Annotated in this window: 14 protein-coding genes; 1 reads left to right on the forward strand and 13 read right to left on the reverse strand. The window is 56.7% G+C overall.

Annotation, left to right across the window (positions count from 1 at the left end; all coding sequences use genetic code 11):
* The first annotated feature begins 13 nt into the window (after positions 1-13).
* The gene (pufM, locus tag WC811_RS03245) at positions 14-943 is read left to right on the forward strand and encodes a photosynthetic reaction center subunit M (protein WP_372640923.1); all 930 of its coding nucleotides are present in this window, start codon (positions 14-16) and stop codon (positions 941-943) included.
* A 574-nt stretch (positions 944-1,517) separates the two neighbouring features.
* Here the strand turns inward: pufM and WC811_RS03250 are convergent.
* The 13 genes from WC811_RS03250 to bchB are packed head-to-tail and all read right to left on the reverse strand — an operon-like array spanning position 1,518 to position 15,765.
* Positions 1,518-1,874, reverse strand: a complete 357-nt coding sequence (locus WC811_RS03250) for a cytochrome c family protein (RefSeq protein WP_372640925.1) — start codon at positions 1,872-1,874, stop codon at positions 1,518-1,520.
* Between the two features lie 55 nt (positions 1,875-1,929).
* Positions 1,930-3,162 carry a 5-aminolevulinate synthase gene (hemA, locus tag WC811_RS03255; RefSeq protein ID WP_372640927.1) on the reverse strand — a complete coding sequence of 411 codons (1,233 nt, stop codon included), beginning with the start codon at positions 3,160-3,162 and terminating at the stop codon, positions 1,930-1,932.
* Between the two features lie 35 nt (positions 3,163-3,197).
* Positions 3,198-4,043: a putative photosynthetic complex assembly protein PuhE gene (puhE, locus tag WC811_RS03260; RefSeq protein ID WP_372640929.1), complete on the reverse strand. Its 846-nt coding sequence runs from the start codon at positions 4,041-4,043 to the stop codon at positions 3,198-3,200.
* A 16-nt stretch (positions 4,044-4,059) separates the two neighbouring features.
* Positions 4,060-5,124 (reverse strand): magnesium-protoporphyrin IX monomethyl ester (oxidative) cyclase, encoded by a 1,065-nt coding sequence (gene acsF / locus WC811_RS03265; protein ID WP_372640931.1) that lies wholly within the window; start codon positions 5,122-5,124, stop codon positions 4,060-4,062.
* Complete coding sequence (locus tag WC811_RS03270) at positions 5,121-5,426, reverse strand: hypothetical protein (protein WP_372640933.1); 306 nt, start codon at positions 5,424-5,426, stop codon at positions 5,121-5,123. The genes acsF and WC811_RS03270 overlap by 4 nt, the downstream gene beginning before the upstream one ends.
* Positions 5,423-5,884 (reverse strand): photosynthetic complex assembly protein PuhC, encoded by a 462-nt coding sequence (gene puhC, locus WC811_RS03275; RefSeq protein ID WP_372640935.1) that lies wholly within the window; start codon positions 5,882-5,884, stop codon positions 5,423-5,425. Before puhC ends, WC811_RS03270 begins: the two co-directional genes overlap by 4 nt.
* 11 nt (positions 5,885-5,895) lie before the next feature.
* Complete coding sequence (gene puhB, locus WC811_RS03280; protein ID WP_372640937.1) at positions 5,896-6,570, reverse strand: photosynthetic complex putative assembly protein PuhB; 675 nt, start codon at positions 6,568-6,570, stop codon at positions 5,896-5,898.
* The gene (locus WC811_RS03285; protein ID WP_372640939.1) at positions 6,561-7,400 is read right to left on the reverse strand and encodes a PRC-barrel domain-containing protein; all 840 of its coding nucleotides are present in this window, start codon (positions 7,398-7,400) and stop codon (positions 6,561-6,563) included. The genes puhB and WC811_RS03285 overlap by 10 nt, the downstream gene beginning before the upstream one ends.
* A gap of 21 nt (positions 7,401-7,421) precedes the next feature.
* Entirely contained in the window at positions 7,422-8,855 is a 1,434-nt protein-coding gene (locus WC811_RS03290) for a BCD family MFS transporter (RefSeq protein WP_372640941.1), read from the reverse strand.
* Positions 8,852-9,553 carry a magnesium protoporphyrin IX methyltransferase gene (gene bchM, locus WC811_RS03295; RefSeq protein ID WP_372640943.1) on the reverse strand — a complete coding sequence of 234 codons (702 nt, stop codon included), beginning with the start codon at positions 9,551-9,553 and terminating at the stop codon, positions 8,852-8,854. The genes WC811_RS03290 and bchM overlap by 4 nt, the downstream gene beginning before the upstream one ends.
* A complete protein-coding gene (gene bchL, locus WC811_RS03300) occupies positions 9,553-10,455 on the reverse strand; it encodes a ferredoxin:protochlorophyllide reductase (ATP-dependent) iron-sulfur ATP-binding protein (protein WP_372640945.1) in 903 nt (300 codons plus the stop codon). The genes bchM and bchL overlap by 1 nt, the downstream gene beginning before the upstream one ends.
* The gene (locus WC811_RS03305; protein ID WP_372640947.1) at positions 10,452-14,216 is read right to left on the reverse strand and encodes a magnesium chelatase subunit H; all 3,765 of its coding nucleotides are present in this window, start codon (positions 14,214-14,216) and stop codon (positions 10,452-10,454) included. Before WC811_RS03305 ends, bchL begins: the two co-directional genes overlap by 4 nt.
* Positions 14,191-15,765: a ferredoxin:protochlorophyllide reductase (ATP-dependent) subunit B gene (bchB, locus tag WC811_RS03310; RefSeq protein ID WP_372640949.1), complete on the reverse strand. Its 1,575-nt coding sequence runs from the start codon at positions 15,763-15,765 to the stop codon at positions 14,191-14,193. The genes WC811_RS03305 and bchB overlap by 26 nt, the downstream gene beginning before the upstream one ends.
* Between the last annotated feature and the right edge of the window lie 2 nt (positions 15,766-15,767).

Here is a 15,767-nt window from a genome sequence, read left to right on the forward strand (position 1 = left end):
ATAGGGAAACGCTATGGCACAATATCAGAACATATTTACGCAAGTGCAAGTTCGCGGCCCCGTCGAATTCGGTGTGCCCGTTCGGCGGGGTTGGCCCCGACAAGGGCAGCCATTCTTTTCCTACTGGGCTGGCAAGATCGGCGATGCGCAGATCGGGCCCGTTTATCTCGGCACGATCGGAGTTCTCTCTCTTGTGTCGGGCTTTATCGCGATCGAGATCATAGGTCTCAACATGCTGGCATCGGTTGACTGGAATCCCATCCAGTTCATCCGCCGGCTATTCTGGCTATCGCTCGAACCGCCGGATGCAAAATGGGGGCTTACAATTTTTCCACCCTTGAAGGAGGGTGGATGGTGGTTGATGGCCGGCTTCTTCCTCACGACCTCCATTCTTCTGTGGTGGGTGCGGATGTATAAGCGTGCCCGCGAGTTGAAAATGGGGACGCATGTAGCTTGGGCTTTCGCGGCGGCTATCTGGCTGTTTCTCGTATTGGGATACATTCGTCCAATTCTGATGGGAAGCTGGAGCGTCGCTCCGCCATTTGGAATCTTTCGGCATTTAGATTGGACAAATCAGTTCTCTCTTGATCACGGCAATCTCTTCTACAATCCGTTTCACATGCTTTCGATTGCGTTCCTTTACGGGTCAGCACTGCTGTTCGCGATGCACGGCGCCACGATCCTGGCAGTCGGTAGGTACGGCGGGGATCGCGAGTTGGAGCAGATTACGGATCGCGGAACTGCTGCAGAGCGTGCCGCGCTTTTCTGGCGCTGGACTATGGGCTTCAACGCTACCGTCGAATCCATTCATCGATGGGCTTGGTGGTTCGCAGTTCTCTGTCCTCTTTGCGGCGGTATAGGCATTCTTCTAACCGGAACAGTCGTCGATAACTGGTACGATTGGGGCATGAGGCACGGATTGGCCCCTACTGCATATCCCTAGATGAGATCCGCACGTGACGTTTTGTGGTTGTCCCAACTCGAGCGACTTCCGATCATTCGGCAGCCGCTCGCTTTTTTGCCGGTTTAGATTGTTGAGATCTGAACTGCTAGGCGGGAGATATTCGGTTTAAATTGCCGGCGGATAAGCAACCAAAATACTGAAGGCTAGAGTCCTGAGAATTCGAGATAGATGTGGCCGTCAGGTAGAGGAGACAAGCAATGCAGCGCAGATCAGAACCCCCGAGCGGCGCGAGCGTGGCCGTAGTCACGTTGTTCGGTTTTTTCGCGGTGACAATTTTTGCAGGCGCGATAGGTAGCTATATTGGTCGTCATAGCACGCCGGAGGCGACTGCGGAGGAAACGTCTGTTCCGCTTTCCGACGCAGCTACGCCATCTGGTCTGGCGCCTGCCGCCGCTTCGCCGCCCGCATCCGACGCACCGGTTAGCCAACCTCCTGCGACGGCGCCGGCGACTCCGTAGTTTTGATAGGATCTTCGGGCGAAAGCACTCCCGTTGATTTAGGCATAAAGAAACCGCGAAGGTGCACTTCGCGGTTATCTTCCTTTATGTGCATTTTATTTTTGAGTTTTTAGATATTCGATTACGTTTGCCCTGTCCGTCGCATCTTTGAGACCGGCGAAAAGCATTTTAGTACCGGGAAGTTTTTTCTTCGGTCCCTGCAACCATTCATCCAAGTTGGCATCGTCCCACGTGATGCCTGAATTTTTGACCGCTGGCGAGTAATTATAACCTGGCTCCGTGCCAGCCTTTCGTCCGAAAACGCCTACCAAGTTCGGACCAACGGCATTCTTGCCGAGTTGATGGCAGACCTGGCACTTATGAAACACAACCTTCCCTGCTTCGGCGTCGGCCGCCATCACTGAGGTCGGAATTCCTGCAGATAGTGCAGCTACTATTACCCATGCTCGCATTCAGTTTCTCCCGTTGAACGTCGACGTAAATTTCAGTTCTTTGGTTGAGCCAAAGTCATTCTGCAGCGAGCCGAATATATTTGCCGTTGGCGATTGGGCACGCCGACCAAAGCGATTCAAGAGCCTGCAACAGAACGGCCATCTGCTCGTCGGTATGAACAGGCGATGGCGTCAGCCTCATTCGCTCCGTGCCTTTCGGTACGGTCGGATAGTTGATGGGCTGCACGTAAATTCCGTGCTCGTTGAGGAGGGTGTCGGTTATGGATTTGCAGTGGATTGGATCTCCAACCATCACGGGAACGATGTGACTCGGATTGTCCATCACAGGGAGCCGCATCTCTTTTAGACGACGCTTCAGAGTACGAGCACGTTCCTGATGGGCCGTTCGTTCGGCCGTGCTGGTCTTGAGATGCCGTATGCTCGCGACGGCGCCCGCTGCGATCGCCGGAGCAAGAGACGTTGTGAAGATGAACCCTGGCGCGAATGATCGGATCGCATCGCAGCAGGCACGCGTGGAAGCAATATATCCCCCCATGACGCCAAACCCCTTGGCGAGCGTGCCGTTGATGATGTCTATGCGAGACATAACACCCTCGCGTTCCGCGATGCCGCCGCCGCGTGCACCGTAGAGACCTACCGCATGGACTTCGTCGAGATAGGTCAAGGCGTTGTATTTGTCCGCGAGATCGCAAATTGCTGCCACGGGCGATATGTGCCCGTCCATCGAGTAGACGCTTTCGAAGGCGATCAGCTTCGGAGTGTTCTTTGGATACTTTTTCAGCTTAGATTCGAGGTCAGCAATATCGTTGTGGCGGAAAACTTGTTTCTCGCCCTGCCCACGCCGAATGCCTTCGATCATTGATGCATGATTTTTCTCGTCGGAGAAAATCACTAGGCCCGGAATGAGTTTGGTAATCGTCGAAAGAGTGGCGTCATTGGCGATATATGCGGATGTAAACACGAGCGCCGCCTCCTTGCCGTGAAGGTCGGCGAGTTCTTCCTCGAGCTCGACGTGATAGTGGGTCGTGCCGGCAATATTCCGCGTTCCCCCAGAACCCGCGCCAACAGTATCGATCGCAGTATGCATAGCTTCGAGGACTAATGGATGTTGGCTCATCCCTAGATAGTCGTTCGAGCACCAAACCGTGACCTCGCGATTTTTTCCGCCGTTCCAATGCTGAGCCAAAGGATAGCTACCGCGGCGGCGCTTCAGGTCCGCGAATATGCGGTAGCGCCCCTCACACTGAAGCACGTCAAGATGTTTCTGAAACAGGCGTTGGTACTGCATGTTGTCCTCCCGAATGTTTCTCGAATTGATCATCGCTATGCGCTCCTCGCGATGCGGCGCAGATCTTTGTCTCCGGGGTGGGCTGCAACTGGCGCGATGTCTGCCGCCACGATGCTGCCGTCCTGCGGGATCTCCGCAGATTTCCAATTCCAAAGTGCTGCGACGGGTAGGGGCAGCACTAGAAACCAATGCTCGACCACCGCGAGAAACATCAATGTCGCGAGCAAGCACCAGCCCGTAGCCGTGAAAGATGTGGCGTCCGGCGCAGCGGCGCGGTCAATACAGAGCCAAGTCAGTACCGTGGATATTGTAATCGATAATGGAAACAGAAGATTCATCGGCCGATTGCGGAAATAGCTCTTCAGATAAGCGAGATGTGAAGGCAAAAATTCTTCGGTAAGATTTGGAACGCCGAAATACACGTTTAACTTCGCGCTGAGGCGGGCCAGCCAAAGGATGATGAATGTAAGGGTTCCAAATTGATTGGGCGCGCCCCACGTCAGAGCGACAATTGCCGCGGCGGTCGCAAGAATTGCCACTTCATGATAAATCACCGTTTGGGTGGCATAAATAAAGCGACGGCTTTCCCTCCCGCCCGTCGGGCACGGGGTGACGCGTGATCCCGTGACGTAGCCTGTCAGGAAACTCATTTCGTGCCACGCCCAAACAACGAGGGCGCAACTAAAACCGCAGAAAGCGGAAGCGACCGTCGTATCGTCGCTCGTCACCCAAAGGCCGAACAGACCCGTCCCGGCAACGGTGGTAGCGGTCATCATGCTGACGCCGAACGTCGTGTGCGGCATTTGCAGGAGATACAGCACCGCCCCGGTGCTGAACCACCAGACGAAAATGGCGAAAGTGATGGCGATCGCGTAGTCCAATTTAAAAAATCCCAAATTACCAGGCTGGCGCCATGCGGCTGGATTCCGGAACCGCATTTTCAACTGGCCGGAGCAGGAACAGCCGACCGAATGTGTAAGCCGCTCCGGCGCCGAGCGATGCGCGCTTTAGTTTGCCGAGGATGCCGCCCTCTTTCTGCGCTTCGGACGCTTTGTCGTTGAGGACGCGAAGTCGCTCGAGACCCTGACGAAAGATTGGGTTTTCGATATCGAGCACCACCGGAAAAATCTGACGTGTAATGTCGTTCGTTATTCTGAAGACGCGATAGTCATATTCCGTCGGTTCGATGCCGAGGGCTTTATGAAATTCCGGACGAGCGTGGTCGCGCACATACATCGTGGCATACACGGCAAGCAGGAAAAAGCGGACCCATAATTTATTTATGCCCGTGAGAAATTGTGGGTTTGCGCGCATCAGCAACGCGAACGCTTCGCCGTGGCGGAACTCGTCGTTGCACCACTGCTCGAACCACTTGAAGATCGGGTGAAACCGGCGATCGGGATTGCGTTCGAGATGGCGAAAGATCGTTATGTAGCGGGCGTAGCCGATCTTTTCCGAAAGATAGGTTGCGTAAAAAATGAACTTAGGGCGGAAGAAGGTATATTTCTTCGCTTTGGTGAGAAAACCTAGATCGATACCGATGCCAAAGTCACGGAGTGCGTCGTTGATAAATCCGGCGTGCCGCGCCTCGTCCCGGCTCATGTACCGAAAAAGTTCGACGATGTCGGGGTTTTTCCCTCGCTTTTTCATCTCGGCGTAGAGGACGCACCCCGAGAATTCTGCCGTCAGCGAACTGACAAGGAAATCGAGAAACTCCTTGCGAAGACCTTCAGGCAAGCTTTCGAGTTCAATTTTCGTCCATTCGGAATTGCGGCGAAAATGACCCTTGTTCGGGTCCGCGCGCATTTCCGCGAGGAGCTGGTCCCATTCAGCGCGCACGCCTTCAACGCTCATGGCATCGAGCTCTTTGAAGTCGGTCGTGTAGAAACGCGGTGCGAGCAGAGTATCCTGTTGGGCTGCGATCGTCGCGCTGTTCGGCCTGCCGATGGATTCTATGGTCATAGCTTGCTCCCTGATGAGAAGCTGACTTCGTAAAGTTCAGTCAGTTCGAGGCGCGCAAGTAATCTCGTCCATGCGCGGTCCAGACGATTGGCTCTCGTCACGGTCGCCAAACGCCGGAGCGTAATTTTTTGCCCGTATGGCACCCGGACCGGGTCGCCGTGGACGAGAACCTGATCGCCCGCGTTCATTGCAAGATCGCCGTCGAGATCGACGTGAGCATGCAAGCTTTGAAAGGTGTTTTCGATCTCGATCGTGCAAGGGACTTCGATCGTTTCACGCCCCATGAGAAAATTTATACTCATTGAAGCTTGCCCCCTTGCGGAAGGAATTTTGCGAATGCTTGTTCATTGCTGAAGCCGAATCCGACGAGTTCCAATCTTTGACCTGTTGTCGGATCGGAAATCGTGAGCCGCCCGTTGTCCCAGCGAGTTAATGTAAAAGGCGTCGTCTTGGCGCCGCCAGAAATGAGACGATCGCGGGCCAGATTGCGCATCACGGCTCTGACGAAACCGTCTTTTCCCGGCACGATCTCCCCGATCTGCTGTCTGCTCGTTGCATCTTTCACGACGACCGATCCGGTCGCGGCATCTTCAAATAAGAGATCTCGCGCCGCGGCAGGACGTGTGTAGTCGAGCTGCGTCGTTCCAACACCCGATATGCGCGCGCCCCACGCCACCGCCAAAGCGGCGCAGATAAGCGCAACCGCAAATATGAGAGGTGTTGCCGGAAGCGGTGAAGTCTGGGTCACAGCATTTGGCACGGCAGGTCTCCTTATGCTGCTACCGTTTGGTCGCTCGGCACGTTGGCCTTCGCTTTAACTATTGCCGCAAGGGGCACGCGAATTTGGATCTCCGCGCGTTCTGTTGAAGCTTCTTTAAGCGCCGAGCTCAAAAGCTCGGCGACCGCTGCGGCGTTGGGGACAGACCGCAGCATCGGTTCGGGCTTTGTTGTCCGCCACGGACGGACATGGGGCCAAAGTACGACCATCGACTGCCGTCTTTCGCTATCGACTGAGACGGGGATGTCGCCGGTGCCGTCGCGATAGAGTTTAAGATCCGCCGATCGGACGATTTTCAGAGGAATGTTTATCGTCATCGGAAGCGCGACGCCGAATCGCATTACGATCCTGCGATTGGTGATCGTGTACAGCGCGCTTCGCGTTACCAAACGCGCGTACAGAGCCAAGGCCGCCAGCGCAGTTAGCGAAAGGCCCGTGAGCTTAAGGGCGAATACGATCACGTCACGGAGTGTCTGGTCATTTGCTACCGCTGACGCCGTTCCCCACAATACGATCATTGATAAATAGATCGCTACAGCCCGCATGTGCAGCGCTCGGTTCGCTATTCCCCACATTGACGGGGCGCCTCGCCAAAGAATTCTCTCTCCGCTCGGCAAACGTTCTGGCAGGCCCGGAACGGGCTCGTTATCGTGCTCCCTCACAGCCATGCCTCCCGACGACGAGGCGTCGCGTAGAGAAGGCCGCCGCCATAATAGGCGCAGATTTTGTCTTCCTCGCGAAATGTCACTCTGTCGGGATCGCGAGTCGTTGGCGCGCCGGCGAGTTGCGATGAAAGAACCGCCTTGACGGTTACAGTACCCTTGCTGCCGTCGATCCGAGAGAAAGTGATCGGCAATAGGACGTTTCGGCTGCCGCCTTTCGGCTGAACTTCGAGGTAACGAATGACAACTTCGGACACGTCGATCCAAACGTCTGAAACTATACCCCCGACGAGACCGTCTGCGCCGACAACCTCCATTCCGCGGGGATCGGGATCATTGGGATCTATTGTAAAGTGCTTGTATTCGCCCGATGTGGGCCTCGGGGACGACTCGGTGCCTTGTTGAGAGTGCGTCACGAGTTTTTCTCCGCTCGCCACACGGAGAGGCACGATCTTCGGAACGCCGTCGATTGTCAGATCGGGCGCATCCTCGCGCAGCGCATAAGCTCCGGGGCCTGCTCCAGAACTCATGGCGTCGCCGACAGGCTCGAGCGGTGCGCCCGGCCATGCAGCGATCGGCTCGGCGCGTATATTCGGTTCTATTCGATCGCTTCGAGGTGCGTACGCTACGCCTCCATGAGGCAGGAAGAATTTCTTTGGTTTCGGGATGGGCGGAAAGTTAAGATACGGCGCGGTTTCTTGGCGCTCAAATTCCAACGGATATCCTTCACGCTTGTCTTCACGCCGTAACCAGTAGACGAGATATGCGAAGAACGCCCAGAACGCATACAGCACGATCTGCGCCACATCTATGGTTTGAGTAATCTGACCCTTCATCACAACCTCCTTGAGGCAAATTTAACCTGGGAATTCGGCTAGACCGAAACTCGATTTATCGCGTGACCGAGATCCAAGCGCCGGACGAACGAGCGGCCCGACGACTGCCAAGGTCACGAAGAGGAGCATGATTTCGATATAATAGACGATGCCGTAGCCGACCCCAGGACCTGTCAATGCTGGACCTAAGACGCCATGCGCGGCGAGATTGCCGGCGGCGTCGCGGAGGGCTCCGCCAAGCGCAACCCCGAGTCCAGCAGCCGACGCTTGTACCGCGCCCCACGTTCCGAGCGCCAATCCGGTTGAACCGTTTTCGGCAAGAGCCATTGCGCCGGTGAGAGTACCGACTGCGAAAAGGCCGCCGCCCAATCCAATAAGTGCAGACCCTATTCGATATAGACTTGGTGAGTCGAACGGGTCCGAAAAAATGACCACGGAAAATGCCACGACACCGACGAGCGCGCCGTATCCCGCGAGGCGATATGGATCCATGCCGTTTTTCAGGACGCGAGCGGCGATTGCAAAGGCGCAAAGTGTACCGCCGGCAAGAATGCCAGTGAGCGCCGTCGTTGCGCTTACCGAGAGATGCAGGACTTCTCCCCCATATGGCTCAAGCAAAATATCTTGCATGCTGAAGCCGACGGTACCCAATCCTACTGCGAGCAGGATTCGACTTGACCGTCCGCCCTGCCGGAATGCGCGCCAGGAATCCTTGAAGGAAGGCTGTTCAACTTCGTGGTTGGTACGCGAAGGATCTCGAACTTCCTGTTTCCAGAGGGCGACGATGTTAAGAATCATCGTCAGCAATGCAGTTCCCTGGATGATTTGAATAAGTCGGATCTCGCTGAATTGCGCGAGCAGACGCCCGAACAATACAGCGCTTGCCACCATACCGAGGAGCAACATCACGTACAGGAAAGCAACCACGCGGGGGCGCGATGCTTCCGGTGCCAAGTCGGTCGCGAGGGCCAGTCCTGCCGTCTGAGTGGTATGAAGGCCTGCGCCAACCAACAAAAAGGCTAAACCGGAAGCTGCATAACCTGCCCACGCCGGGCCGTTGGAATCCCCTGATAGGAGGATAAGGGCGAAAGGCATGATCGCTAAGCCGCCGAATTGCACGAGACTTCCGAACCAGATGTACGGAACGCGGCGCCAACCTAGAACCGATCGATGGTTATCTGAGCGAAATCCTATTAGAGCGCGGAACGGAGCAAATAAGAGAGGTAGAGATATCATGAACGCGACGAGCCAACTCGGCACGCCGAGCTCTATGATCATGACGCGGTTGAGCGTTCCGTTCAGCAAGACAAGAGCCATGCCGACCGACACCTGAAATAGAGAAAGGCGAAGAAGCCTCGACAGCGGCAAGTCTGGAGAGGCGGCATCTGCGAAAGGCAACATTCGAGGGCTCAGAAGAAGCCACTTCTTTGCCAATCTCTCGTTGATTTTTTTCATTCCGGGACGAGCTCCACGGCCTGAGATTTATAGAATCCGCTCGTGATCCGTGCTGTTCGGCACATGTTCCAGGAGCCCAACTTCGGCTCCGAATTGAGCAGTTCGCCGAGTTTGAAAGCGCTTATAGGCTCGATGGCCGGCGCTCGGTCCGAACGCGGGAACGCGCGGCCGATGGCATGCATTACCGCGAGTACGGGCGTTTTGGGCGCATAGGTGAAGAAAACCCCTTGCTTTGATTTCTCAGCTAGTCGGCTGACAGCTGCAACCATATCAGGCGCCGAATAGTGGATGAGAGAGTCCATGGCGACAACGTAGTCAAACTCGCCAAGCCCCGGTTGCAGCATATCTCCGACGATGAATTCGACATGGCCCGCACCAAACGTTCGCGGCGTCCGTTGGCGTGCCATCTCGATGAGGGAGCTGGAAAGATCGGTTGCGACGACATCGGCACCGCGGGCGGCTGCCTCGTTGGCGAGAGCGCCTGTTCCGCAGCCCGCATCAAGAATTCGGACGCCACGAAGATCGTCCGGCATCCATCCGATCAGCGTCGCTCGCATCTCGTCGCGACCGGCGCGCACTGTCTGACGTATACGACCAAGAGGCGCATCCGAAGTCAGACGCTTCCACGCGTCAGCCGCCGTGTCATTAAAATAGTTTTGAATTTGATCTCGGCGCCGGAGATAGGAATGCGTTTCCATCATTCAAATCCCAGAAAATCGAAAATTTCGCGGTCTTTCATCGGTTTTGCGTCGAGCGGTTCACTGCCGGCCCACAGGCTCGCGGCAAGTCTCAGGTATTCATTCTGGACAGCCTCGAGTTCGGGGGACGGTTCCATCTCGAACAGAGTCGATTTCTTCAGCCGGCTGCGGCGGATGATGTCGAGATCCGGGATCAGCGCCAGCCGTTTCAAACCGGTGGCCTCGGTGAAGCGATCAATCTGGTCGGTCGCAGCGCTGCGATTGGCGATGACACCGGCGAGCCGCACTGGATAGTTTTTTGATTTCGCCTGGATGGCCGCGATAATCCGGTTCATCGCGAAGATTGAATCAAAGTCGTTCGCTGCCACGATCAGCGCACGATCCGCATGCTGGAGGGGAGATGCAAAGCCACCGCAAACAACATCGCCCAGAACGTCAAAAATCACGACGTCGGTGTCTTCGAGAAGATGATGTTCCTTGAGAAGTTTGACCGTCTGTCCGACGACATATCCCCCGCATCCCGTTCCCGCAGGAGGGCCGCCTGCTTCGACGCACATCACGCCGTTGTATCCTTCGTAGACGAAGTCTTCGACGCGGAGATCTTCGCTGTGGAAGTTCACGGATTCGAGAACATCGATAACTGTAGGGACGAGCCTCTTTGTCAGTGTGAATGTTGAATCATGCTTGGGGTCGCAGCCAATCTGGAGAACTCTCTTGCCGAGCTTCGAGAATGCGGCCGAGAGATTGGAAGACACCGTGCTCTTTCCAATTCCGCCTTTTCCGTAGACCGAAAACACTTTCGCATTTCCAATCTGGACGGCGGGATCGAGCGAAATCTGGACGCTCCCGTCACCATCTCCGCGAGTCGCAGCGGCAGGAATTGTCCTCAAAAGTACGGTCATGCTGCGGCCTCCAGTCCAACGCCTTCGGCGCGGTCTTCTAGTTCTTCTCCGGCTTTTCGTAGCGCGTCGAGAGTTGCGGCGTCGGGCGCCCAGTAATTGCGCTCGTAGGCTTCAATCAGACGATTTGCGACTTTCGCGGAAGCCAACGGATTGAGTTCGGCAAGTCGCCGCCTCATGTCTTCATCAAGCACGAATGTTTGCGTCAGCCTCTGGTACACCCACGGGGCGACTTGGCTCGTCGTCGCAGACCAGCCGACCGTGTTCGTCACGTGGGCTTCGATTTGGCGAACGCCTTCGTAGCCATGTTTCAGCATGCCCTCGTACCATTTCGGATTCAGCATCCGCGTACGTGTTTCGAGTGCGACTTGTTCGGACAGCGTGCGGACCTGCCCTTCGCCGCAGGTTTGGTCTCCAATATAGACCGGGATCGCGTTGCCTTTCGCGCGTCGAACCGCGCGACTGACGCCACCAAGATTGTCGAAGTAATGATCGACCGTGGTGACTCCAAGTTCGACGGATTCGAGATTTTGGTAAGCTAGGTCGACAGTCGACAAAATGCTTTTGAGAAGATCCGCCTGGTTGTGGGATTGACCCGAGCAGCCATACGCAAAGCACTTGCGGCGTGTGTAGGTCTCGGCAAGCTCGTCCTCTTCGTCCCATCGACCGCTGTCAATCAACTGATTGACATTCGATCCATAGGCGCCGTCAGCGTTGCTGAAAACGCGTAGGGCGGCTGTCTCAAGATCGCAACCGTGCTGTGCCTGATATGACAGCGTATGTTTGCGAATGAAATTCTGCTGGACCGGCTCTTCAGCGCTTGCTGCGAGAAACGCGGCTTCCGCCAAAAGCTTTGTCTGAAGTGGCAATAGATCGCGAAAGATGCCTGATAACGTCACAACGACATCGATCCGCGGGCGAGCCAGCTCGGATAGAGGGATAAGTGAAGCCCCAGTGAGGCGGCCGTAAGTGTCGAAGCGTGGTTTCGCTCCCATCAACGCCAACGCCTGTGCGATAGGTCCGCCTTCGCTTTTGAGATTGTCGGTACCCCAAAGGACAATAGCGACCGATTCCGGGGGCGATCCCGTTTCAGTTGTGTGGCGCGCGATCAAGCGGTTGGCTTGGTGCGCACCGTCATTTACCGCGTAGGCGCTTGGGATACGGAAGGGATCGAAGCCGTGAACATTTCGTCCGGTCGGCAATATCTGCGGACTCCTGAGCAGATCTCCTCCCGGCGCTGGCTTCACGAAATTTCCGTCGAGAGCGTGTACGATGGCCGGTACTTCGTGCTCTTCCGAAAGCAACCGATCGGTCTTTGCGAGTTCGCGGAAAATATCGATGTTTGCGTCGGTCGGCGCAAGTCCGCTTAGGCGAACCGCGTACTCAGGCGATGCGCCCGCGACTGTAGCCTCGATTGCCGGGCGTTCAGGCACGACGCCGTGCGAGGCGTCCGCCACAGCGAGAAGTAATTCCGTGCGCTCGGGAACAGACATTGGTGTTCCGACAACGTGGAGGCCGTGTGGGATGAGGGTAAGTTCAAGTTCTCGAACGGCGACGACGAGGGCGGCGACTTCGCTTTCCGCGGCAACATGCCAAAGCGGCTCGGCCGGCACGAGATCGAGGCCTGCCGCCTGAGATTGAATGAGCTCCGATAGGCGCGTTTTTTCGTCGACCGACTCTAACGGCAAATTACGCCAACGATCGAGAGACGATTTAAGGTCGATCAGTCCGCGGTAGAGGCCGGCCTGAGCGACAGGCGGAGTGAGATAACTGATCAAAGTTGCCGCCGAACGACGTTTGGCAATCGCGCCTTCAGATGGATTGTTAGCGGCGTAGAGATAGAAATTCGGTGTCTCGCCAATGAGCCTGTCAGGCCACGAGCTGCCCGACATTCCGGCTTGTTTGCCCGGCATGAATTCCAGCGCGCCGTGCGTGCCGAAATGAAGGAATGCGTGCGCTCCGAAATCTTCTCGCAAAAATCGGTAGAAGGCCGAAAACGCATGAGTGGGTGCGAATGATTTTTCAAACAAGAGCCGCATCGGATCGCCTTCATATCCAAACGCAGGCTGGATACCGACGAACAAATTTCCAAATTTTACGCCGAGAACGAAGATCGATCGACCGTCGGCTTGATGCTTGCCGGGTGCCGGACCCCATTGCGCTTCGATCTCGCTCAACCAGGTTTCGGAGCGAATGTGGTGATCGGTCGATACGCGAGCCACGACGTTAGCGGGCATTCCGAAGGCCTCGGAATTGCCTCCGAGTATCGCGGATCTCAAGGCGTCCGGGCTAGCGGGGACATCCACGGAGTAGCCGGCCCGAGACAGCCCTTTCATCGTATTCCACAGCGATTCATAAACCGCGAGATACGCGGCTGTGCCGGTGGCGCCGCCATTGGGCGGGAAATTGAACAGCACGACCGCGACCTTCCGGTTCTGTCGCGCGGTCCGCCGTAACGCGATGAGCTTGGCAACTCGTGCGGCCATCATTTCCGCGCGATCGATGCATACATGCATATTTCGCGCGTTCTCGATCGCCGAGAACGTGCAGGCGCGGTGACATCCCAAGCATGGCTTGCCAGACGCGTCGGAACGGCCACCGAATACTGTAGGTCCAGTGGCCCCGTCGAGTTCGGGAATCGCGACCATCATTGTGGTCTCGACGGGATGCAGGCCGCGATCTGAAGCGCCCCACTGCTCCAGAGTCTGAAATTCGAGGGCATGCGCAGCGAGATAGGGAACGTCGAGGTCGCTCAGCACCTCTTCGGCCGCCTTGGAGTCGTTGTAAGCCGGGCCACCGATCAATGAGAACCCGGTGAGCGAAACAACTGCATCGACACAAACGCGGTTATCGGTCTTGAAGAAGGCTCCGATCGCTGGCCGGGCATCGAGGCCGGTTGCGAACGCTGGGATCACGCGCAAGCCCCGGGACTCGAGCGCATCGATGACTCCGTCGTAATGCGCCGTGTCCCCAGCCAGAACTTGCGATCGCATGATCAGCAGTCCGACGGTGCCTTTTACATGGCTCTGCGGAGTTGGAAGTTTTTCCGAGCGATCCGAGATGCGCTTGGGGAGGCGTGGATGATAGACGCCGACTTCCGGATAGTCGGTCGGCAGCGCAGCCTTCAAGGTCCCGCGTAGACCGCGACGAGGCCCGTCGGCGTAGCGGTCGATAAGATACCGGACCAAATTGACAATGTTGTCGTCGGTACCGGCCAAGCAGTATTGCAAAGTCAGAAAATAGGAGCGCACGTCTTGGGCAGTGCCCGGAATGAAGCGGAGAATTTTCGGTATCCGCCGCAGCATTGCAACCTGCTGGGCGCCGGCTGTTGCTCCGTTTTTCTTCCCGCCGCGTAGACGCTTCAACAAAGCCATTGCGCCGCGTTCGGGTTTGTCCATCCGGAACGGCCCGAGCCGGGTTAAGCGAATGACTTCGCCAGCCGACATGCCGCCAACGATGGCATCGCAAGTTTCGCGGCGCGCTTGAAGATAGGGCAGAACGGCTTGAATGTGATCTTCCATAAACAGCATCGTGGATACGATGATGTCGGCGGTCGCGATATCCGCGCGGCACCGGGCGAGGGCATCGGGGTTGTCGCCCCACTCAGCTGCGGCGTGCAGGCGGAGTTCAAGTCCCGGTACTGCGCGGCGAAGCTGAAGCAAAGCCCGTTCGGCCGCGCCCGCGAGGTGACTGTCGAGAGTCACCATCACGAACTTGATTGTTACTGCGCTTTGGGCGTCAGCGAGCGTAATGGGCTTTTGCATCGTAAAGTGTCTCAAGGGTTACCGTTGCCATGCCGCGTTCGACGGCATATCGCTCCGTATTCCGTCGTGCCTTTCCGCGAACAAAGAAGGGTATCTTCTTGAGTTCGCTTTCGGCCTCTGATGCCCACGATATGAGCGTCGCAGTTGCCACAGCGTTTTTCGAGCTGTTGGATGCTGATGGACCGTCCGCTGTTACCGGCGGGGAGGGACCGAGATGGGATGGCGATGCGCCGTCGTTGAATTCGAAATCCTCGCGGAACATCGAAAGCAGATGCTCCTCCAGACCCATCATCAATGGATGCACCCAGCTATCGAAAATGACGTTCGCGCCTTCAAATCCCATTTGGGGAGAGTAGCGAGCTGGAAAGTCCTGAACGTGCACCGGCGCCGATATCACAGCGCTCGGAACGCCGAGGCGCTTGGCGATATGGCGCTCCATTTGCGTTCCGAGGACGAGTTCCGGCTGTAAATCCTGGACCTTTGCTTCGACTTCGAGATAGTCGTCAGTAATTAGAGCTTCGATGTCATAGGCTTTTGCCGCTTCTCGTACGTCCCGGCCAAATTCACGGCTATAGGTTCCGAGGCCGACGACAGTGAACCCCAGTTCCTCCTTGCATATGCGGGCGGCTGCAATCGCATGCGTGGCGTCGCCGAAAATGAAGACACGCTTTCCGGTCAGATAGTTGGAATCCACCGAGCGCGAATACCAAGGCAGCCGGCAACTTTCCGATGCAAGGATGGCGCTCGCATCGATCTGTGCAACTTCCGCGACCTCGGCAATGAATTCGCGGGTGGCGGAAACGCCGATCGGAATTTTCTTAATGCAAGGTTGGCGAAACGCCTTTTCGAGCCATTGGACCGTTGGGCCCGCGATCTCCGGGTACAGCGCAATATTAAAGTCGGCTTCGCCGAGCCTCGAAAGATCATCGCAGGTCGCGCCCAGGGGCGCGATACAATGGATGTCGACCCCGATGCGTTCGAGCAACCGTGTAAGTTCCGCCACGTCATCGCGGTGACGGAATCCGAGGGCGGTGGGACCGAGAAGATTGCAACGCGGCCGAACGGTTTTATCGCGTGGGGGGCGCTGCCAGTTTGTCGGAGGTGCGTGCGGTCCTGCGCACGCGCGCACCAAGCGATAGAAGGTTTCCGCGGCGCCCCAGTTTTCCTTCTTCTGGTAGGCCGGGAGTTCTAGTGGAACGACCGGTACCGGCAAGCCGAGAGCGAGTGCCAAACCGCCAGGATCATCCTGAAGCAACTCAGCCGTGCAAGAGGCGCCGACGAGTACGATATCGGGCTTAAACCGCTCATATGCGTCGCGGACAGCTGACTTGAAGAGATTCGCCGTATCGCTGCCAAGATCGCGTGCCTGGAACGTCGTGTAGGTCACCGGAGGGCGTTCGCTGCGCCGTTCGATCATCGTAAACAGCAGATCCGCGTAGGTATCGCCTTGTGGTGCGTGAAGAATGTAGTGAGCGCCCTTCATTGCAGTCGCAATACGCATCGCTCCAACGTGCGGCGGCCCTTCGTATGTCCATAACGTCAGCTGCATCG

Source organism: Hyphomicrobium sp. (assembly GCF_041659645.1).
Classification (GTDB): domain Bacteria; phylum Pseudomonadota; class Alphaproteobacteria; order Rhizobiales; family Hyphomicrobiaceae; genus Hyphomicrobium_B.